Genomic DNA, 20,155 nt, shown 5'->3' with positions numbered 1-20,155 from the left:
CTCATGCCTCCGCATCGGCAAAGAGCCGGAGGCCACCCTGCTCGGCAACGACATCAACGGGCGTACCTTTCGCAAAGGGCGCGTTCATCCTATCGGCAGGGATCTGGACCTGAATGATCTCGCGGCTTCCAAAGTCGGTTCGAACGAGATGAAGATCGAAGGAGCCCGCAAAGACTGAGGTTTCGATCCGGCCGGGAAGGGCGTTCTTTCCCCCTGCGCCGCGCGCTGCAAGACCAAGGCGCTCGGGCCGGAGTGCAAGGCGAACACGATCACCGACGCGTGCGGCGTTCTCGAAACCGGCGACAGAGCCGGGTGTCTGGACGACGACGTCATCACCCAGTTTGATTGAGCTGGTGCCGGCGGCTTCGCCCAGGAACTCCCCAGTCAGGAAGTTCATTTTGCCGATGAAATCCGCAACAAAGGCACTATGCGGATTGCGGTAAATGTCTGCCGGAGTTCCGAGTTGCGCGATTTTCCCCTTTGCCATAACCGCGATCCGGTCGGACATGGTCAATGCTTCCTCCTGATCGTGAGTCACATAGATGACCGTCGCCCCAAGGCGCTGCTGCAACTGCTTGATCTCGATCTGCATGGTTTCGCGCAGCTTCTTGTCCAGCGCCCCAAGCGGCTCATCCATCAGGAGGACAGGCGGTTCGAAGACAATCGCTCGCGCGACCGCCACTCTCTGTTGCTGGCCCCCGGACAACTCGTGGGGATAGCGCATGGCGTAGTCGGGAAGTTGAACGAGGTCGAGCGCCCGCCCAACGCGTTCGGCTCTAAGGTTCTTGCGAATGCCGCGCATCCTCAGCGGAAATGCTATGTTTTCGGCGACGGTCAAATGTGGGAACAAGGCATAACGCTGAAAAACCATCCCGATGTTGCGGCGATCGGGCGATATGGCCGTCACATCGCGCCCGCCAATGACCAGGCGTCCGGCAGACGGGCTTTCGAAACCGGCGATCATTGTCAGCAACGTCGTCTTGCCCGATCCCGATGGGCCGAGGATCGACAGGAATTCGCCTGCCGGAATGTCCAATGTCACTCCACCCACGGCAGTCTGGCTGCCATAGGCTTTACCTATGCGGTCGATGAAAACAGGCGCACCAATCAAAATGATATCTCCTCCACTTCGCGTGCTGCGACGCGCATTGAAACCTCCCGGACCGCTCATGCGGCCAGGTGCTGATACGCCGAAACATCGGCTGCTTTTGCGGGCATGGCGTTCCGCGGCCACGACGTTTGCGGATGTTCACGATCCCGTTATGCTGTCACATTACGTTATCGTTTCGCAGCTGTCGCATTTTTGTTGCAACAAAAATGCGACAATGTCAACGCATGGGGGTCGAAGTTGAACAAAAATACAACCGGAGAGGAATCGCCGGCGCCAGACCAACAGTCTGGACGCATCAGTGATTTTGCCTATTCATCCATTAAGGAGCAGCTCACGCGCGGTACTTACAGGCCTGGTCACAAGTTGCCGATCCGCTCGGTTGCCGAGATGCTGAAGGTTGGCGCAACGCCAGCTCGCGAGGCAATCAACAGGCTGGTCTTCGAGGGCGCGCTTGTCATGGTTGGGCCTAAAACCGTTATCGTCCCACATCTCGATCTTCCGGCGCTCTATGAGGTCACCCAGATGCGGCTTGCGCTTGAGGGGTTGGCGACTGAAAAGGGTGCGGCTCAGGCGACCGATGATATAATCGATAAGCTATTGGAAATTCAGGGTCATATAACGTCGGCGCTTGACGAAAAGCGCTATTCTGACGCTCTGCACGACAACAAGGAATTCCACTTTACGATCTACCGACTGTGTGAGATGCCCCACCTCCTTTCCACTATCGAGGCTTTGTGGTTGAGGGTGGGCGCCTCGTTCCACGACCTTTATCCCGAGTTTGCGGAAGTAAAATACGGTGTCCGCAACCACATGGCTGCGATAGAGGGATTGGTGGACAGGGATCCCTCGGCCGTCCGCGCTGCTGTGGAAAGCGACATTCGCGATGGCTACCGCCGCTTGAAGAAAGCGGCGCAAGAGCGCCTCAAGCGGCAATAGCACTGGTCGCAACATTATTTTGTTGCAACTTCTTCGGGTTCATGATTTTTGTTACAACAAAATTATGAAGGGTCGTGCCGCGACCCGTTTTGGCCGGAGAAAATCCAATGCTTCACACTGACGTTTTACGCCACGGCCGGGGGTTCTCCCGGTCGCGGTCAGAACATTTCTTCAAGAGGGGGCGCCGCGTCTTTCCAACCGGGATCACGCGGGTCACGGTGGATCACGAGCCGAGCCCGCTCTACATTTCGCGTGGCGAGGGAGCCTATCTGATTGATGTCGATGGCAATCATCTCCTTGATCTCAACAATAATTTCACGACTCTGATCCACGGGCACGGTTTCCTTCCAGTTGCCGATGCGGTCGCGGATCTTCTTCATCGCGGAACGTGTTTTTCAAACCCCACCGAGCACGAGATCACGCTTGCCGAGCTGTTGATAGAGCGCATCCCAGCGGTCGAACATATTCGCTTCGTCAACAGCGGTACCGAGGCTGTGATGTTTGCGATCAAGGCTGCCCGGGCATTCACCTGCCGGCCAGGCGTTGCACGCATTGAAGGCGCCTATCACGGCGCTTATGACTGGGCGGAAACGGGGCAGGCGGTATCACCGGCTATTTGGAACGACCCGCAGCGATCGTCGGCTGTGCCAGCGTATCGGGGGATGCCGCCCTCGGTTGGCGAGGAGGTGACGGTCATCCGTTTCAACGACGTCGAGGATCTCGAGCGTCGGATTGCTTCGGCAGCCTCTTCATTGGCCTGTATCCTCATTGACCCAATGCCGAGCCGCGCCGGATTGATTGCGCCTGAACCGAGCTTCCTTGCTGCCCTTGGTACGATCGCCAGGAAGTATGGAATTCTTGTTGTAGCCGATGAAGTCCTCAATTTACGACAGTCCTATATGGGCGCTTCGGCCCGCTATGGGCTGGAGCCTGACCTGGTTGCGGCTGGGAAGATCATCGGCGGGGGTTTTCCCGTCGGGGCAATTGGTGGGCGCAAGGAGGTCATGCGGGTCTTCGCGAGCGACAGCGGCAAGCCGCTGCTTCCGCAAGGCGGTACGTTTTCGGCAAATCCCGTATCGATGGTCGCGGGGCGGGTCGCCATGGAGGCAATGACGGAGGCCGCATTCGCCTCGCTCGAGATCCTCGGCGATAGCATTCGGGCCGGTCTTCGAAGGGAGATCGAGCGTCGCGGCGCAGCCTTTAGCATAACGGGCTCCGCCTCACTGTTTCGCATCCATCCGAAAAGCAAGGAGCCAGCAGATTTCCGGGAGGCTTACCTCGAGCTGGCAGAGACGGAACTGATGGCTCGGCTATCGCGGCATTTCCTCGAGTGCGGCATCCTGCTGCCCAATGGAGCCGCCGCGTGCCTATCGACGGCAATGACCACGGCCGACGGTAATGCGGTCATCGCAGCCTTCGCAGACTTCCTTTCAACCCTCGAAGCAAATCCAACCGAAGCAGGCATGTGATCATGGCAAATGATGTTTTTACCGTCGCCGAACGTATCGCTTATTCTCTCAAGAGGCACCACGTTACGCATATCTTCGCACAGAGCCTGCCTTCGGCGGTTGTCCTCGCCGCGGAAGCGATCGGCATCCGTCAGATCGCCTACCGTCAGGAAAACATGGGAGGGACAATGGCTGATGGTTATGCGCGGCTGTCCGGGAAGGTTGGCGTCGTCGCAGCGCAAAACGGACCAGCAGCAACGCTTCTCGTTCCACCGCTGGCCGAAGCGCTGAAGGCCAGTGTGCCGATCGTCGCTCTCGTTCAGGATGTTGAACGAGACCAGGCCGACCGCAATGCATTCCAGGAACTCGATCATATTGCGTTATTCCAATCCTGCACGAAGTGGGTGCGCAAAGTGCTGGTTCCGGAACGGATCGACGATTATGTCGACGCTGCCTTCACCGCAGCCGCCTCGGGCCGGCCAGGGCCGGTCGCTCTTTTGCTTCCCGCCGACGTCTTGCGAGAGCAGATAGCGTCTTCACCATATCGGCGCGAGACTGCCCTAGGTCACTGGCCACTCGATCGGTTGCGCCCGCGCGATAGCGAGATCGAGCTGGCAGCTTCAATGATTGCGGCAGCGCACGCACCCGTTGTCATCGCCGGAGGCGGCATTCATGCAAGCCGCGCCGCCGGCGAACTTTCGGCGCTGCAGGATGAGGCCTCGCTTCCCGTCGTCACGACGAATATGGGTAAAGGGGCGGTCGACGAATTCCACCCCCTCTCGGCTGGGGTCCTCGGTGCACTCGTTGGACCGAGATCGCTCGGACGGCACACGCTTGCCCTCGTCGAAGAAGCAGATCTCGTCATTCTCGTCGGGACGCGAACCAATCAGAATGGCACCGATAGTTGGCGTCAAATTCCCCGCTCCGCCTCAGTCATCCACGTCGATGTTGATCCCTCCGAAATCGGCCGCACTTACGAGGCAATCAGGTTGGCAGGCGATGCCGCGGAAACCATCGGCGCGCTCCGCGGGGCGCTTGCTGGGCGCGACCTTTCGTATCGCGCATCGAAGCGCAATGACTTGGCTTCTCGTATCGCTGGGTTCTGGCATGCGTTTGACGCAGAACGGCAACCAGTGGCCCAATCGGACGCAAGTCCGATCCGTCCCGAGCGGATCATGTTCGAACTGCAACGGATGTTAACGGCTGATACGACAGTTGTCGCTGACGCAAGCTATTCGTCCATGTGGGTCGCCGGTCAGCTGCGGGCGCTCTCGCCCGGCATGCGGTTTCTCTCGCCGCGTGGCCTTGCCGGGCTCGGGTGGGGCGTGCCACTTGCACTCGGCGCCAAAGCGGCAAGACCAGATAAACCGGTCGTGACGGTCGTGGGGGATGGGGGTTTCGCGCACAGCTGGGCAGAACTTGAAACTATGGTGCGAAGCAAATTGCCCGTCCTCATTATCGTATTGAATAACGGCATCTTGGGTTTTCAGCGTGACGCAGAAACTGCCAAGTTCGGCAGCTTCACGACCGCCTGCAGCTTTGCAGATGTCGACCACCAGAAAATTGCCGAAGCCTGCGGCTGCCCGGCCGTCCGAATTTTCGATCCCGCCGATCTTCCTCGTTACCTCGAGCGCGGTCTCTTTGGAGAGGGGCCTTTGTTGATCGAAGTCATGACCGACGCTGGCGCCCATCCACCTCTATCGCTGTTTGCTGCAATGGACCAAGCGGCATGAGCGCCGACTGCAGCAAGCGTGTTGCGGTCATCACCGGCGGCACGACGGGGATCGGACTTGCTACCGCGTTTCGTATGCTCAAGGCCGGTCACAGGGTCGCTGTCTTCAGCCATGGGGAGGCGAGCGTCATGGCCGCGGGCGCAGCTCTTGCCGAAGCTTTCGGATCGGGGATGTCGCTTGCGCGAAGGGTAGATCTCCGCGAGCCGGCTGCCATCACGAATTTCTTCCGCGAAGTCGCCCAGGTCTTTGGCGCGCCTGAAATTCTCGTTTGCAATGCGGGGATCTCGCCAAAAGGCCCTGACGGTCCTCCCAACGTCTCCGACCTTTCCCTTGAAGAGTGGAATGACGTGCTCACTGTCAACCTGACGGGTGCGATGTTGTGTTGCCAGGCCGTTCTGCCAGCGATGAAGGATAAAGGTTATGGTCGCGTTATTTTCGTTGGATCTCTTGCCGGCCGGACGAGACCACGGATCGCCGGCGGGAGTTATGTCGCGTCAAAGGCGGCACTTTCAGGGCTATCCCGCGTGCTGGTCTCTCAATATGCTCCCTACGGCATAACATCGAATGTCGTGGCGCCAGGTCGCATCCTGACGCCATTGACCGGGTCCCCGGACACCAAGACCAACGTCGACGCGCTCACTCGCATTCCCTCCCGTCGGCTTGGTGATCCGGACGAGGTTGCTGCCGTGATCGCGTTCCTGGCATCGAAAGATGCCGGGTTCGTCAACGGAGCCATCATCGATGTCAATGGCGGCGAGTTCGCGCCGAGTTGAGGCTGTGCTCAGACGACGAAGAGGCGATCGATATGGCCGCTGTCATACTGGTTTGCTCGCAGGATCCCGAATTTTATCTGATGCTTGAGCATATTCTGCGTCATGAGGGCTTCGGAGCTCGGCTAGCAGCAAGTGAAGACGATGTCGTGGACGCCTGCGCATCAGCAGCAATTTCCGCAGTCCTCTTGGATTGTGGAAGCTGGCCGAGTGACGTTGCGCCGCTATGTGCGCTGTTAAAGGAGGCCGGGCTTCCCGTCGGGGCGCTCATCGGCGGCAATATGGGCGCACAGCACCTGCAATTGATCAGGGCGGGCCTCGAAGAAGTCATCACGCGTCCTTTGTCGCCATCGAAGATTCTTGCCTTTCTGAATACCGTAGGGCCAGGGCCGAACGCTGTTACAGCGCCAAATTTTGTTGTTCCCGCCGAGTTTGTCTTCGAACAGCAGGCTGTCGTCTTTGGTGGGAGGAGAATAAACCTTGCGCCCATAGAGGCGCGAATCCTAAAGTTCCTGTTGGAAAGGCAAGGACAAATCAGCACGCGAGAGCAACTCATCGACGCCGTTTGGACCAATCCGCGCCGGGTGGACCGTCGGACGGTCGACGTGCATATCGGACGCCTTCGAAAATCGGTCGCGGGGCTTCGGAGTCTGCGGGTGCGGACTGTTTATGGCGCAGGTTATTCTCTTGAATTTCACGAGGCATGAAGGCAGATGTCGGATAACCTTCATGGCCTGCGAGATTACGGATGCGGCTGTCGTAGACGGCGACATTTTTGAACGCTTTAAGATGAACTGCCAAAGGCACCAAGCTTGGAACCTGAATGGAACTTAATTCACGGTCCGACTGCATATTAGGGGACGGGGCTAGCCGCCGTTCCGCCTGAGCCTATCCAGATGCTCGCAGCAAACGGTCTGAACGAACTCAAGCAACAAAGCCGTTTGCTCTGCCAGCCATCCTAGAGCCTCCTCACTGATCTCAAAATGCTTGGAATAACGCGCCTTCACGTATGCCTCGTTCAGGGTGTTGAACCAGGCGCGCTCTAGATGCTGATCACGAGGAAAGGCTTCGGCCAGGCGCCGGTCCTGTTCTTCGGCGAGCGACCGGAGGAATTTGATGTTATGGGAAGGCTGGCTGTAATTGGTGAGCGTCAGCAGGACACAGGAATAGGCTTGTTCCAACGCCTGATGGAGTTGGAATGCCGCAACGCGTAGCTCATTTTGGTTTATGCAAGACGATGCAATCTTTAAGAAGGACCGAGCCAGCGGAAACCTGCCCTCATAATGCTCAGTTGCGATACGAAGCTGATCAACTGCCGAGAGTGGCTTAGGCTCTGGAAGCGGCTCGTCGTCTAATTCATATAGAACGATCCCTTCCTTCCGGATGTCGGAGAAGAAATACTGCCCTTCCTTCAGGTAGGTGTTCACCTCTCGCCTGGAATGGACGATGAAGCTTACTGGCGTTTCGATCGACTTGTCATGGATCAGCCGGTCGGCGGCCTTGTGCCAGTACTCGGTGAACTCGCACAGCTTGCGATTATTGACGATGACCAGCAGATCGAAGTCCGACCGGTACCCCTTCATGGTGAAGGGTTCATCCACCCAGCCGCCCTTGGCATAGGAGCCGAACAGGATGATTTTTAAGATACGTCCGCGCTTCTTGAACTCCGCCGTGCCGTCCTTCAGCGCATCCTCGAACTCCTCGTGCAGGATCTCCAGTACGCGGCCAATCTCGCGTTGTTTGCGAAGCGGAATATGATCGAGGGAGGACTTCATAGCACCATCGATAGGGGAAAGATTCTGCACGGTCCACCCGTTGCGTTAAAGGTATCCTGCGGGGGCAGTTAACGACCACATCCTGCGCAGTGCGAGGTCCATCAGATCTTCTTCCGGAATATCCGCAGAAACCATGGCCATTGCTCGTCACCAAACCCGCTCATGCAAAATCGCGTCGAACACCACATCGGTCGAGACGAGAGTGCAATGCTCCAGCCGCGTCTGGGCGGCGAGAACGCGATCCCAGGGGTCGCGATGATCCCAGTCGAAGGCGGCCGCCAGTTCGGCATGCAGATCGGTGATGGCGAGCGTCTGCAAACCGCTGGCGGCGACGGCGGCGCGCAGTTCCTGCGGCTTGAGGTCAAGCTTCTTCAGCCGCATCTTGTTCTCGAGCTCGTAGAAGGAGACGGCACTCACCAGCACGGTGTTGGCCTTGTCCTCGATCATCGACTTGGCCTTGCCGGACAGCCGCTCACTGCCGATCGTCCACCAATAGACGGCGTGGCTGTCGAGCAGAACTTTCATCGCTTGGACTTGCGGTCGGCCGGTCCATCCTGCCAGACGCCGAGGTCGTCGTTGAAGTCGCCAGCGTCGATCGCCGCCTGTTCTGTGTCGACATCGTCGAACAAATCATCGGGCAGGCCGCGCTGGCGCAGCAGGCCGAAGGGACGTTTTCCCTCGTCGGCCGGGCCAATACGGGCGTAGATTTCATTGCCGCGCATGATCAAAATTTCCTCGCCGTGATTTGCGCGTTCGAGCACCTCGGCGAAATTCTTGCGCGCTTCGCTGATCTTGTAGCTGCTTTGCGGCATGAGGCGCTCCGATATTGGCTTTTGAGGCTAGGATATCACCGCGAATAAGTGCGTACAAGTCACATGTACATACTGCTTCCGATAACCAGTACTTATCGATGGTTAGATAGCAATTTTGCAAAAGCGGCCGGTAATGAACATTAAGTATAAGATAGCATTCGTTTAGAAAATCATTTACCATAATTTCAATGTCTTACGATTTGTCCAAATTGCCGATCACACGCCTGTTGCGGCCGATTTCGGACGCCGGCAGCGCGCTGTCGCGCCTCGACGAGCGCATCGCCCGTTCGCCGATCGGACCGGGCTGGATCGAACGATCGCATTTCGCCGACGCCTGCGCCTCGTTGTGGATCGACGGTGAGCTGGTGCATCTCGAAGACCTGGTGCTGCACGACGCCGGCGCCGACATCCGCGCGCCGACCCATGAGCTGACCATCGCCCGTGACGTCCTGCGGACGCGCCGACGCATCGCGGCGCAGCCGCCCGGCTGGGCGCTCAGCCCCGACGGTCTGCGCAGCCTCCGCGGGCAGGCGTGGCCTGCACCATCAGGTGGCGCCGACGGCACCGTGGCGCTCGACGCCGCCCAGCCGGCTGTCGACCGGGCCGGAAGAGGGGAGGGGGAGGAGGGCGATGATCGCAACAGCGCCCTCGACGCTGAGTTCGCCGCTATCGATGCGGTGCTGGCCCGATCGGAGGCTGCCCTCGAAGCAGCAAAGACGCCGAACCGCGTCGGTTCCCGGGAAAAGGATCCGTTCGTCTATGATCTCGATTGGGACGAGGACGAACGGCTCGGTGAATGGCGGGCCGTCCTGCGCGAGCTCGACGGTTTTCCAGCTGTGCTGCAGGTGATTGTCGCCCTCGATGCTTGGAATAGCTTGGAGGTTCTACAGCATGCGCCCTGGCTCGGCCGGCTGCTGGCAGCATCATTGCTGCGTCAGGCTGGAGTGACGACAGGAGCGCATTTGGCTGCCTTCAATCTCGGGCTCAAGTCGATACCCGTCGATCGCCGCCGGCATCGCGATCACGAAACCCGGTTGTTGGCGCTTCTCGCCGGCCTCATCGCTGCGGCCAAGGTTGGGCTCAAGGAACACGACCGATTGACCCTGGCTCGGCAGGCGATGGAGCGCCGGCTGATTGGCCGCCGTCAAACGTCAAAGCTGCCGGAGCTGATCGACCTGGTGATGGCACGGCCGCTGGTCTCGACCGGTATGGTTGCCAAGACGATCGAGGTGACGCCGCAGGCAGCGGTCAGGATCGTCGGTGAGCTCGGGCTCAGGGAGATGACGGGGAGGGGGAGGTTTCGGGCATGGGGGGTGTCGTAAGACTGAGGAAAAGCTGTCGAAGGAAAGACGGGATACCATTGGAGTGGGATTGTTCTCGCCGAGACTTCGCAGCGACCCCCTTGGTCTCGCCGCGAGCGAAGGTGGCGCATCTTAGATTTCAGGCGGCATAAACCTTCTTTTCGGCAGCGAAGTAATGTAGATCGTAACAATTGCGTCGGGGGGCGTCATAATATGTACAACAGCGAGCCGTCATCCAGGTCGATGAAGCGATGGCTGACGACCTATCCGTCTACACCGATCGCAGACGGGTATGGCCGCCTGCTTCTTGAGGAAAAGGCCAACAGAGATCCGAATCTCTCCGCTGCTCTCGTTCCGTACTTCGAGTCAGCCCATCGCGATGCGCGCGAACATTTCCACCGCAGATCGATATAGACCTCCATCCCGAGGCAGATGGAGACGATGATGATGTGTCACGTTTGCCATTTCCTAATTGCCGACCGCCACGGAGATCCTATGCCTCGCCATGAATTCAATCTGCCGGTAAAGCGTGAGCTCGCGATGCGGGCGGCGCACTTCTGCTCGAACCCACGGTGCCTTCGGTTGACTGCAGGCCCTCGATCAGGTGGTCAGCGCGGCCTCGGAACCGGGCACGCTGCACATATCTGCGCTGCGGCTGAGGGCGGCCCGCGGTACGATCCGGACCAAAGCGAAACAGAGCGCCGGTCGGGAGCCAACGGTCTTTGGTTATGCCGCGAGTGCGGAGACATGGTTGATAAGGACAGTGGTGGCTTCCGCGCCGAACAATTGCGCGCTTGGAAGCGCGACCATGAAACTATGATTGGTGAAGTTCGCCAACATGGCTGGTCGAACAGCATCGAGTTGCTTCGATCAGGCCAGATGGCACCCGGCTTGGCGCGAGAGATCATCATCTTGTTCGAGGACCGCCGGACCTTTTGGGCCAGCTTCGACGCGGAATTCCCCGATCGCGTGCGGATTTCGCTTGAAGGCCTTCGGCACGATCTCACCCGTCTACGTCGCGATTGCGCTGCCGGCAGTCCGCTCGACATTGTGGTCGTCGCCCTCGGGCAAACGATCCGACACTTTTTCGATAGCGTCGAGCGCTTCGACCTCACAGCCTTGCGATGTGACAGCGGCGATCCGGTTTGGCTGGCGTTCGAATCCGCTCTCAGAGCGCTACGCAAGTCCGTGGGTTATCAGGTAAGCGCCCTCGCAGACTCCTTTAAGTTCCCGCTTCAAGGCGAGTTCGCCGCTTACCTTCCACAGATGTCGGGCGTAAACGGACACTAGGGCTCCACGTCCCTACCAACGAGATTGATCTCGATTTTGGGATTCGATGTAAGGGTTGAGCCAGGAAGTTCGAATGACCAGGGCGGTTTCGGAACCCCACCAGTTGAACGAGCCGGTTCGCCGCGCCATCGATCCTTAGTCATCGGCAGTATTTCCTACGTCCCAAACATAGGCGCAACGGGGCATTATCTGTTTTACCCTTCGTCTCATTCCCGATGAGGTGCATTCAGGAGAGATGTGGTGGCGGCCATGACGATCGCGACCTCGTTTCAGCTTTGCGCTCCGCTTGCAACTTTTCGGTTAGCGATGGCTGAACTCTCTAACAAGCTTTGTGATTCTTCTGTAGGATTCTCGCGAGCATATAGCGGGGAAAAGCAGACTTGGTGGATACGCGGGATGAATTCACACCGGCGACGGTTCGTCGCTTGGCACTGCGCGCCGGCTATATGTGCGCCAAGCCGGACTGTAAACAGCTAACCGTTGGGCCGTCAGAAGATCGGAAGTCCCGCGTAACTATGGTAGGCGTGGCCGCGCACATCACTGCAGCGTCGGCCGAAGGTCCGCGCTATGACGCCGATCTTTCGCCTATCGATCGCGCGAGCGAGGCCAACGGCGTGTGGATGTGCCAGACCCATGGGAAGCTGATCGACGATACAGAAAGCCGCTATACCGTCGCGGAGTTGAGGCGCTGGAAGAAACAGCACGAAGAATGGGTGTTTGCCCGGGTCGCAAGTGCCGGAAGTGCCCTGAAGCATGGTCTCACAAGCGTCTCGATCGAGAACGTTGGTCCATTCCGCCAGCGAACGACTATTTCCCTTGGCCGACACAATGTCGTCTTCGGATCGAACGGTTCCGGTAAATCGAGCCTGTGTGAAAGCATTGCGGCATTTTCGGGTGGGTCGAACTTCGAAACCTTCCGCAAACGCTGGGGCCTGTTCGGTGCCCGCTCTCCTAATATGATGATCGAGGCGGCAATATCCGTGAACGGCGTCCACACAAAAGTTAGACTGAATGAAGAAGCCACCGCGCTAAAGCGCATCCCCAAGCATCACCAGACCCGTTTGCATGTCGAGGTAAACGGGAATGTCGCGCCGCATTGGCCGCGTTCGCTGTTCAACATCGTCTATCTCGACAGCCAGAATTCGAAACCCAACCGATTGAAGGACGCTTTCCGCCGAGACCTGCGCGCGCTTGCACCCCAGCTAGGGCTAAGCGAAGATCAACTATGGGATGCTCTGCGCGAGGAACTCTTTTGCAGCTCGACATTCGGCTCCCGCATAAGGAGAATAGGTGAGTATCGAGCGGAGATCCGATCCGCGGGCAGCGATCATTTCTATGAGACCGGCGGAGTGTCCGGCTCTGAGCACACCTTCGCGCTGTTCGACATCATACTGCGGATGATCCGCGTCGATCCGCGGTCGGCACCGTGGGTCATCATCGTTGATTCCAGTCTGTTCCTCGGCCTGGATAGCGAGAGCAAGCGCCGCCTGGTCAATGCCCTTAATGCGCTCGACGAGCCCGCTGTCCAAACCGTCGTGTGCGTCAATTCCGAGGAAGACGCCGTCGAACTGACGGCGGACGACTCCGAGCGTTGGATCGGTTCAAGCGCAACCGGTGCGCTCACCGTCCATTCGTTCCTGTAGCGAGCGTGCTTCCATGAGCACCCGATCGCAGCGCTTTATCATCAATCCGCCGTCGGCCTGTCCCTTGCATCTACGCTCGGTTCTCGGCCGGCCGATGTCAAATATCGCCTTCGATCTCGATGATGTTGCCCGCTGCGCTTGGAACGAAATTCTCCAGACCGCGCCGCGCTCGACATCTCTCTTCGCCTTCCTCGAGGATCTGCTGGAACCGGGCCCGAATCTCGTCTGGACCGAGAATGGGCCGGGTCGTGGCACGGAAATGCGCCGCTCGTTCTCGGGACTATTCGGCCGGTTCTTCGCGCGCGCGTACCTTCAAATGCACCATAATTTCGTCTGGTTCGCTGCGATCGACGGCGACAATTTCCATCTCTCGCCGAGTTGGCGGGTTAGACGGAAACTGGGTTCGCAGACCGAAATGCCCGACTGGATCTGCGCTCGCCCGGGAGAGCTGGCAATCGGAGAGGCAAAGGGCTCGCATCAAAAGGGCAACGTCACGCGTGGCGGTATGCCTGGTCCAATCAAGACCGCCGACGGCCAGATCAGGGGCGTGCGTGTGGAGAAGCGGATACGCGCCGGCTCGCGAACGATTTGGCGACCCAAGCGGGTGAAAGGGTGGGCGGTCATGTCGCGCTGGGGGCTGGCCAATCCTCCCCGAGACCCTTTCCTCTATGCCCTTGACCCGGAGACAGACGGTGAAGAATTCACCCCCGAGGAGATCGACGCGCTCGTGCAAGCGGTCGCTCGAACCAGCGTCGAACAGACGGCGCTGGGCCTCGGATTGCTGACTAGGTCCGAAGGCAAAATCGCGCCGGCGCCCCGTCGGCAGGTCCGCGTGGCCGACGATGAGGAGAAGCGGTTATTTGTGGGAGCGGTCATAACGCCGTTTGGCCCGCTCGACCTGGACTTCGATCAAGCGAGGGAACTGTCGGGTCTGCTTCCCGATCCGGATCTCGTCCGCTTCGTCGGGCTCGACGAGGGCCTTTTCACCGAATATCTGCAGCAACAGCCGCTTTTGCCCCGCCAACGACAAAAGATCGGCAACTTTTCGCTGGTCGGTAGCGATGGCTTGGTGGTCGCGCCGATTAAGCAGATCATCGACCCAGGATATCAGACGAATTAGTCTACGGCACTAGATTGTGTTCCGGCGACCGGGACCCATCGAAGACTGTCGAGGTTGGCTGCATTAGACGGCAACCGATGTCAGCCCTAGATTGCCATGAGGAACCAGTTCATGAACTGAGAACGGTATGCCAGCGCTTCGGCATTTGCGGCTCAAAAATTCCGCTTCAGAGCTGTCATGCGTTGATAGAATAACTTGGTATTTCAGCTCTCGTACCAGCTGACGAAGGAGATCCATGAACGCGCTGGCGTGAATGATGTCGTTGTGCTGTAGGGGATCGTCCATTAGCAATCCACGCCATCGAGACCACGAAAATGTCGTGCTGGCTGCCAACAAGGCACTGACGCTCAAAGCGGAAAGTTGCCCCTCACTGAAATAAAGATTTGGATTCATCGGTAGCTGCGAAACTGTGCCATCCAATTCCGTTCGCACAATACCGGGTCGGAGTTCTGAGCGGGTCGCATGGTGCTCCGCGTGATAGATGATCGACTCATCCGACCAGGTCATGAGTGCGCGCGCAAACCTCTGGATAGTTGCGTTCAGCGGTACAAGTACATCTTCTGCGTATTTTTCGGCACGATCCTGCATTCCGGCCGTCAGTTGTACCATTTGCCTTTGCGTCGTCTGAGTTCCAGCCAGTCTTTTCTCCGATTCGATCACCCGTTCTGTGAGACGCGTCGTCACGGTGAGCTCGTCCGAGGCGTCGCCGCTTTCGATCTTTAGTTTGATTTCTCTTTGTTTTTCGCGGAGCGACTCGTCGTTGAGCCATTTTCGATATCCGCTAAGCAATGTGTTGTGCGATGCTCCGAATGCCGAGATCCTCGCCTTCTGCTCGGCGAGCGTCGACCGATATGCGGCGAGACGTGATGCATTCGGCTCACCGCTCATACCTGCTGTCATCCACGCTTGTGTTAGTTCCTGCGCACGCACGATAGCTTGGTTCAATCGACTGTCCGTCAAAGTTTTTAGCTCGTTTTCGTTCGCTAGTTGTTCTCTGAGGCGATCGCGCGTCAAGAGCGCATCGCTCGCCGTTTTCCGAGACAAGCCTAGTCGCTCGCCGGCCGCCACCGCCTCCTGAGAGTTTATCTGGCGTTGCTCTTCCAAATCGAGGAGCAGCCCCTGTTTGTCATTCCAAAATTCTGGATACTGTGAAAGCACCGTGCGGGCTGCTTCAAGAGTATCAGAGATGGCGCCGCGATTACGATGTAGAGTCTCTAGTCTCGCAACTTCCGCGGAAAACTCTACCTCGGCGGCGGACAACGCAGTTTCCAAGGTGTCCTGTGTCACGGCTTCTTGGAGGGTGAGATCCAAGGCCTCAATTTCCAACTGAACACGCAATACCTCGGTTTCATCGAAGAGGCCGTCACCTTGCCCCCCCGCCTCGATGAATTGCTGCAAGAACATCCTTTCCTCGGATTGTGCCACTGCCAACGCTGATGACTGTTGGCGATAGGTACTAAGCTTTCCCTCAACGTCCGAGAGCTCTTGGTGTGCAATCTGATGTTGGAGCCGCTGATCTGCCAGCGCTTCAGCGAGTTGCGACGCCAGCGGTTGCTCAGCGCCTTCTTTATTGTTTGCCAGCTCCGCCAGTCGACCAGGGGCAAACGTCGTCTCACAAACTGGGCAGATCGTGTCGCGGTCATGCAGGTGCCCCGCAATTATAGCGACCGCCTGAGCCATTGATCGTGTACGATCGTCCTGTCTACGCAGTTCATCCTCAATTCGACGGATTGTCGTTTCACAAAGCTCGATTGCTGCCAAAAATTCTCTACGCGCCACATCAAGTTCCGCGACTGATACCGAAGCCTGTAGCTCCCCTAGTCGCTGGGTCTCCAATCGGGCATGCCTGAGGCGACCGATGATGCTTTCTCTTTGACGGGCATTGTTAAACCGCTCATTTAGTCGCCGCCTCTGCTCTCTCTGCGCGGTTGCTTCGACAATTTGCTGTCCGACAAGACTACGCTTTTCTTGCAACAACTTCATGGTCGTTTCACACGAGGCTATTTGATGTGCCACTGCCGCTGAATTGGATTCTGATTTGGTGAGCTCGGTATAGGCTACTGACACGCGTGCAAGCGTAGCTGCCCTGAGTTCGATCTGCCTCGCGGATTGGTTTGCGGTAGCAAGCGCTGCATCCGCCTCTGTAACCTGTATTTCCGCTTTCGCGAGCGCATCCGCGGTCTGACCCCGTTGCACGACAATTTCGGTCGCGCGGAGGGACAAGGCTGAATTTTCAGCGCGGGCATTTTCAAAGTCGGAAACAAGTCGGCCCAAAGCTTCGACGCGTTCGGACCCTCTTTGCATCGATTCTTCTGCGGTGCGCAAAAACACACCCAATCGGTTGATTGCCGATTCAGATTCCTCAGTAGCGCCCGCCGCATTCCAAACGAGTGCAGGGACCTCAGTAGTGACCTGCGTTGCTAAGCGATCGACGGTCTCTCGAACAGCTGCAGGAGGCAAAGCGAGTTCAGATGTCGATAGCAGAAGCGAGCGATCGCGCTCAGCCAGGAGGGCCGCCCATTCCGTAAGCGCACGGTTGGCCTCCTCAAGGTCCTTGGTTCGTTCCTTGATCGCCCGCGAAAAGGCAAGTCGCGCACCTTGGCCGCCCAATCGCTCACGCAATGCGTTAATCCGATCTACGCCGGCAGGGCCCTTCAATGCCTCCCACTGGTCAGCCGGTTTCCTGACTGAAAAGCGACGCGTTGATGCCTGCCCGAGGAAGTGGGTGATCGAAAGGTATCCATGCAGATTCGCGATTTCCGGCCAATCCGCTTTTTTGAGAAGATGCGCGATCGCCGTATCGTCTGGAACGAAACCTTGCCCACGATCAATCGGATCTCCGTCCGAAAATTTTAGGCTTACGCGATGACTGCCTTCGGGCGCGCCGATTCGTGTCAAGGGATTTTGCTCACGCCTTCGGTTGTCAACCGGGATGTCGGAGAACCTGCTCACAGAGCCAGCGAGCGCCCACTCGACGCCGTCAAAGAACGTCGTTTTTCCAAGACCGTTGCCGCCTGTGATCAACGTGACACCAGGCGTGGCCGGCAATCGGTAGACATAACTTTCGCCATAGATGCGAAAATTTGAGAACTCGACGCTTTCGAGATACAGTTGGGTCATTGCGTTTCTCCAGCCTGTAGATCGACGAGCCTCGTTACGAGACCATCGAAATCAAGTTCAGGATCGTCAATTGCCTCTTCCCACCCTTCCGGGAGAGCACTCGCTGTCATCGAATCGAGCGCCGCCCGCGAAGTGTCTGCTGGCCACGGACGGGCAACAAACGTTCTGTCTAGAAAGATCGCGGCGTCCTCGACGCTTGGAGTTTGGTCGCAAAGCCACACGAGCTTACGGCATACCCGGTCGTCAGATTCGATCTCTGCAGCCAACTGGCGCCATTCAAGGCTCCCAAAGCTTCCTATTGGAGCTATCAGAAACAGTTGGAGATTGGGTGCGGCATTCCCGAGCCATGACCGTGCAATAGTCGCCTGGTTACGATATTTGCGAAGTGCGTGCTCCACACTCGACCGCTGGGGAGGTCCGTTAATCTCGCCAACTAAAACAGGAACCGCGTCTAGTCGTACTGAGCCTACGATCGACGGGAGATCGTCATTGCTCCTCACGATTGCAGAACGCGAAACAGCCTCGCTCAACACCTCCGAATTGAATTTGGAGCCGGTCAACTCGGTATTCGCAGCTTCCCTAGTCGCTCCAATGCGATCGGCGGCTTCAAGCAAGAGAGGCATAAATCGCGGAGTATCAGCCATTTTGGTTTCCATCATTCCAAGTTGACCTTGGTCGTTTCAGCTCGCCACCTGAACACGGATTCGAAGTAGCTCTGGGTGGCAAGTTCACCGCCTTCCAATGCCTCCAAAAATTCCTCATCCGCCCCGATAAGCAACGGCTGCTCAGCCGGAGACACAGTTCCGATCCGTACGGTGGATCCACCAAAACTATCGAATCGGCCTTCCGGTTGTAGAAGTTGAAACGCCGCTTTTAGCTGAGATAATAAGACCAAGCCGGTCGTCCATGCGCGCGCGCTTACGCCTTTCGAACCTAGATCTTTTCCGTCAATCCATCCTACTCCGCACGCATGGGCGGTTATACTTTGTGTCACAACGTTGCCTGGATGGACAGTCGCGGGTGTTAAACTGTGCCCTGAGCAGACAGCGAAGGTTAGCGCGAAGATCGCCGCTTTCAAAAGGAATGGGCGGATGGTTTTTGGTCCGAGGTTTACGATCGTCTGATTGTGCAAGTGCATCGGGTCGCGTTCTGTCGCAAGCAAGGACAAGAAGCGGCGTAGTGTGACGGGGTTTCCCATCAAGATCGGTTGCCACTCGAACCATCGCTGCAAAAGTTTCGCGCGGAGTTCACCTTCGATTGGCCAACCCATCTCACCGCCTCCTGGTCCGAGGCAATCGTGAAGCGCAGCAGAGAGTTGGTCAAATGTTGCTAAATCGAGACGTGCATGAATGATGCTCGCAAGCTCGTGTGTCGACACGGTCACCTCATGGGCGTGAGCTGTGATCACGGGCTTCTCAAGAATAGTGAAGTTGACGTCAAGGTCTGGGCCCGGCAGCTCCCGGCCACTGGATACTGCCTTCAAAGCGCCCGACCAGCTGTTTGTGTCGTCGGCATATATGATGCAATGCAGCGTGTGTGCCGCAAGTCGTGCGAGTGCCTTCACAAGGTCGCCTGCATCGAAAGGTCCAATAGCACAATGCAATGATAATGCCATCAGCTCCGTCCACGGTCGCTGCGCGTCACCGGGCAAACAGTTTCCAGACCACCGAACCTGACCACCAGGGGCGTGGGAGATACATATTTCAATCAAGCCGTTTTGGTTTTGGGCTGGCGGGGGCTGTGGAACGGCGGCTAGTGCTGCAACAGGTGGTGTCTGAGCCAACTCCTGAAACCGGGCGAGAGCGCTAGCCGTGAGCACGGGCGATGCCGGCCGCTGCCCCGACAGCGGTAGCGCATGATCTACCGGGTAGGTTCCGAGAATATCTTCGAACGGCCCTAGGTTAGGAGCGGTATCGGTCCCCAGTCTTAGGAAACGGCGAAACGGAGTGAACCCCGCTTCACCGACCAAAGCGACCGGCCCGGCAGTGGGTACAACACCGTCGACGAAACCGACACCGGTCTTAACAGTTATGGCGTTCCTTCCCTCGGCAGCATCCACATGTAGGATCAGATATACCGCAAGGCGATTGTGAAGCGCAGTTGTTCGACGTAGCAGGAACGGTTCGTTTGTATGTACGTAGATGGCAACGTGAGCGCGGAGCCGATCGCGCACCTCTGACCAGACTGCGTGCGGAATTAGGGGGGTTAGGCGCGCCCTGTACTCGGCTAAAATGTCCATGTTGGCATCTTCGGCCCATGCCTCATCTTCAATAGCCCGCAACTCATCCAGTGCAGGGCCGAGGTTCAAGCTCATAAGGAATTCGCAGATCGCTTGATGCTCAAGGGCGTCAAACGCCGCCATTATGAAATCGACCAGACCGCCGTCACCGTTCCCAGATATGAACAACAGGGGATTCGCCACGTTGGTGTTGATGGCGCCGGCGAGCGGAGAGGGGGTCCAGTAGGACAGCGTCTCCATTGCGATATGAGCCTCGAGCCCAAATCCGATCGCGAGAATAACCACGTCATAGATCCGGCCGATCGAGGTGTCGCCCTCAACGATAACTCGGGCTCCAGCGAGGGAACTTGGCTTAATTTGCCTTACCCTTCGGCCAGAAAGCAAATTGAGAATAGAATTCCTTGTGGCCTCTTCGAATTGTGCTTTCAAGACCTCCGCTATTTGTCCCGCAGGTCCAGCAGTCCAGTTCATTATTGGCAACCCAGCACCCTCGTTTTCTGAGCCGGCGCTTGGCCAATCATAGAAGTGAGGATGCAGATAACGTTGACTGTTCCGCTGTAAACTGAGCACGTTCGGTTGAGCTTCGAACAGATCTATGGCCTTTGCATTCGGAATTACCTTTGATAGTGCGACAGCTGCAGTGATGCCTGCAACGCCTCCTCCAATGATAGCAACTTGTCCGGTCGGTCTTGCCAGACCACGTTGAATTATCGCATCTACGAGGTTCAGTGCTCGAACCTGCTGCGAGTAGACGGTCACGCGGCGTTCAAAGCTACCTAGAACCAGAACGCTATGGGTACCGGGAATGAGTGCATCGGCAATTAATTCCTGTGCCGTCATGTATTTGGTCGTTTCGT

General features: G+C 57.7%; 16 protein-coding genes. 9 read left to right on the top strand and 7 right to left on the bottom strand.

Features of this window, described 5'->3' with window-relative positions:
- Position 1 precedes the first annotated feature (1 nt).
- Positions 2-1,111 carry an ABC transporter ATP-binding protein gene (locus FFM81_RS27760; protein WP_138385506.1) on the bottom strand — a complete coding sequence of 370 codons (1,110 nt, stop codon included), beginning with the start codon at positions 1,109-1,111 and terminating at the stop codon, positions 2-4.
- Positions 1,112-1,348: 237 nt separating this feature from the next.
- On the opposite strand from FFM81_RS27760, the gene FFM81_RS27755 reads away from it, so the two are divergent.
- The 5 genes from FFM81_RS27755 to FFM81_RS27735 all read left to right on the top strand — a co-directional run bounded on the left by FFM81_RS27755 (position 1,349) and on the right by FFM81_RS27735 (position 6,705).
- The gene (locus FFM81_RS27755) at positions 1,349-2,047 is read left to right on the top strand and encodes a GntR family transcriptional regulator (RefSeq protein WP_138385507.1); all 699 of its coding nucleotides are present in this window, start codon (positions 1,349-1,351) and stop codon (positions 2,045-2,047) included.
- Between the two features lie 107 nt (positions 2,048-2,154).
- Positions 2,155-3,516: an aspartate aminotransferase family protein gene (locus FFM81_RS27750; RefSeq protein ID WP_138385670.1), complete on the top strand. Its 1,362-nt coding sequence runs from the start codon at positions 2,155-2,157 to the stop codon at positions 3,514-3,516.
- Between the two features lie 2 nt (positions 3,517-3,518).
- A complete protein-coding gene (locus FFM81_RS27745; protein ID WP_138385508.1) occupies positions 3,519-5,228 on the top strand; it encodes an acetolactate synthase catalytic subunit in 1,710 nt (569 codons plus the stop codon).
- Complete coding sequence (fabG, locus tag FFM81_RS27740; protein WP_003571585.1) at positions 5,225-6,001, top strand: 3-oxoacyl-ACP reductase FabG; 777 nt, start codon at positions 5,225-5,227, stop codon at positions 5,999-6,001. The genes FFM81_RS27745 and fabG overlap by 4 nt, the downstream gene beginning before the upstream one ends.
- Before the next feature lie 32 nt (positions 6,002-6,033).
- Positions 6,034-6,705 carry a response regulator transcription factor gene (locus tag FFM81_RS27735; RefSeq protein WP_138385509.1) on the top strand — a complete coding sequence of 224 codons (672 nt, stop codon included), beginning with the start codon at positions 6,034-6,036 and terminating at the stop codon, positions 6,703-6,705.
- Between the two features lie 159 nt (positions 6,706-6,864).
- Here FFM81_RS27735 and FFM81_RS27730 read toward each other — a convergent pair whose 3' ends face one another.
- The 3 genes from FFM81_RS27730 to FFM81_RS27720 all read right to left on the bottom strand — a co-directional run bounded on the left by FFM81_RS27730 (position 6,865) and on the right by FFM81_RS27720 (position 8,585).
- Positions 6,865-7,773 carry a nucleotidyltransferase and HEPN domain-containing protein gene (locus FFM81_RS27730; RefSeq protein ID WP_003571581.1) on the bottom strand — a complete coding sequence of 303 codons (909 nt, stop codon included), beginning with the start codon at positions 7,771-7,773 and terminating at the stop codon, positions 6,865-6,867.
- Positions 7,774-7,920: 147 nt separating this feature from the next.
- The gene (locus tag FFM81_RS27725) at positions 7,921-8,298 is read right to left on the bottom strand and encodes a type II toxin-antitoxin system VapC family toxin (protein ID WP_138385510.1); all 378 of its coding nucleotides are present in this window, start codon (positions 8,296-8,298) and stop codon (positions 7,921-7,923) included.
- A complete protein-coding gene (locus tag FFM81_RS27720) occupies positions 8,295-8,585 on the bottom strand; it encodes a type II toxin-antitoxin system Phd/YefM family antitoxin (RefSeq protein WP_138385511.1) in 291 nt (96 codons plus the stop codon). The genes FFM81_RS27725 and FFM81_RS27720 overlap by 4 nt, the downstream gene beginning before the upstream one ends.
- A 179-nt stretch (positions 8,586-8,764) precedes the next feature.
- Here FFM81_RS27720 and FFM81_RS27715 point away from each other — a divergent pair, with 179 nt between their 5' ends.
- The 4 genes from FFM81_RS27715 to FFM81_RS27700 all read left to right on the top strand — a co-directional run bounded on the left by FFM81_RS27715 (position 8,765) and on the right by FFM81_RS27700 (position 13,939).
- A complete protein-coding gene (locus tag FFM81_RS27715) occupies positions 8,765-9,907 on the top strand; it encodes an RHE_PE00001 family protein (protein WP_138385512.1) in 1,143 nt (380 codons plus the stop codon).
- Positions 9,908-10,633: 726 nt separating this feature from the next.
- Positions 10,634-11,176 (top strand): hypothetical protein, encoded by a 543-nt coding sequence (locus FFM81_RS27710; protein ID WP_173883868.1) that lies wholly within the window; start codon positions 10,634-10,636, stop codon positions 11,174-11,176.
- A gap of 383 nt (positions 11,177-11,559) precedes the next feature.
- Entirely contained in the window at positions 11,560-12,819 is a 1,260-nt protein-coding gene (locus FFM81_RS27705) for an AAA family ATPase (protein WP_246401365.1), read from the top strand.
- A gap of 13 nt (positions 12,820-12,832) precedes the next feature.
- A complete protein-coding gene (locus FFM81_RS27700) occupies positions 12,833-13,939 on the top strand; it encodes a hypothetical protein (RefSeq protein ID WP_138385514.1) in 1,107 nt (368 codons plus the stop codon).
- A gap of 63 nt (positions 13,940-14,002) precedes the next feature.
- On the opposite strand, the gene FFM81_RS27695 is transcribed toward FFM81_RS27700, so the two are convergent.
- From FFM81_RS27695 to FFM81_RS27685, 3 genes are read right to left on the bottom strand one after another with little or no spacing between them, the layout of a single operon-like run.
- Complete coding sequence (locus FFM81_RS27695; protein WP_138385515.1) at positions 14,003-17,059, bottom strand: AAA family ATPase; 3,057 nt, start codon at positions 17,057-17,059, stop codon at positions 14,003-14,005.
- Positions 17,056-17,703: an ABC-three component system middle component 1 gene (locus FFM81_RS27690; protein ID WP_138385516.1), complete on the bottom strand. Its 648-nt coding sequence runs from the start codon at positions 17,701-17,703 to the stop codon at positions 17,056-17,058. The genes FFM81_RS27695 and FFM81_RS27690 overlap by 4 nt, the downstream gene beginning before the upstream one ends.
- 11 nt (positions 17,704-17,714) lie before the next feature.
- Positions 17,715-20,138, bottom strand: a complete 2,424-nt coding sequence (locus tag FFM81_RS27685) for an ABC-three component system protein (RefSeq protein WP_138385517.1) — start codon at positions 20,136-20,138, stop codon at positions 17,715-17,717.
- Between the last annotated feature and the right edge of the window lie 17 nt (positions 20,139-20,155).

The organism is Rhizobium hidalgonense (assembly GCF_005862185.2).
Classification (GTDB): Bacteria; Pseudomonadota; Alphaproteobacteria; order Rhizobiales; family Rhizobiaceae; genus Rhizobium; species Rhizobium hidalgonense.
Note: the sequence above shows the minus strand (reverse complement) of the source record. Positions and strands in the feature narration are given on the sequence as shown.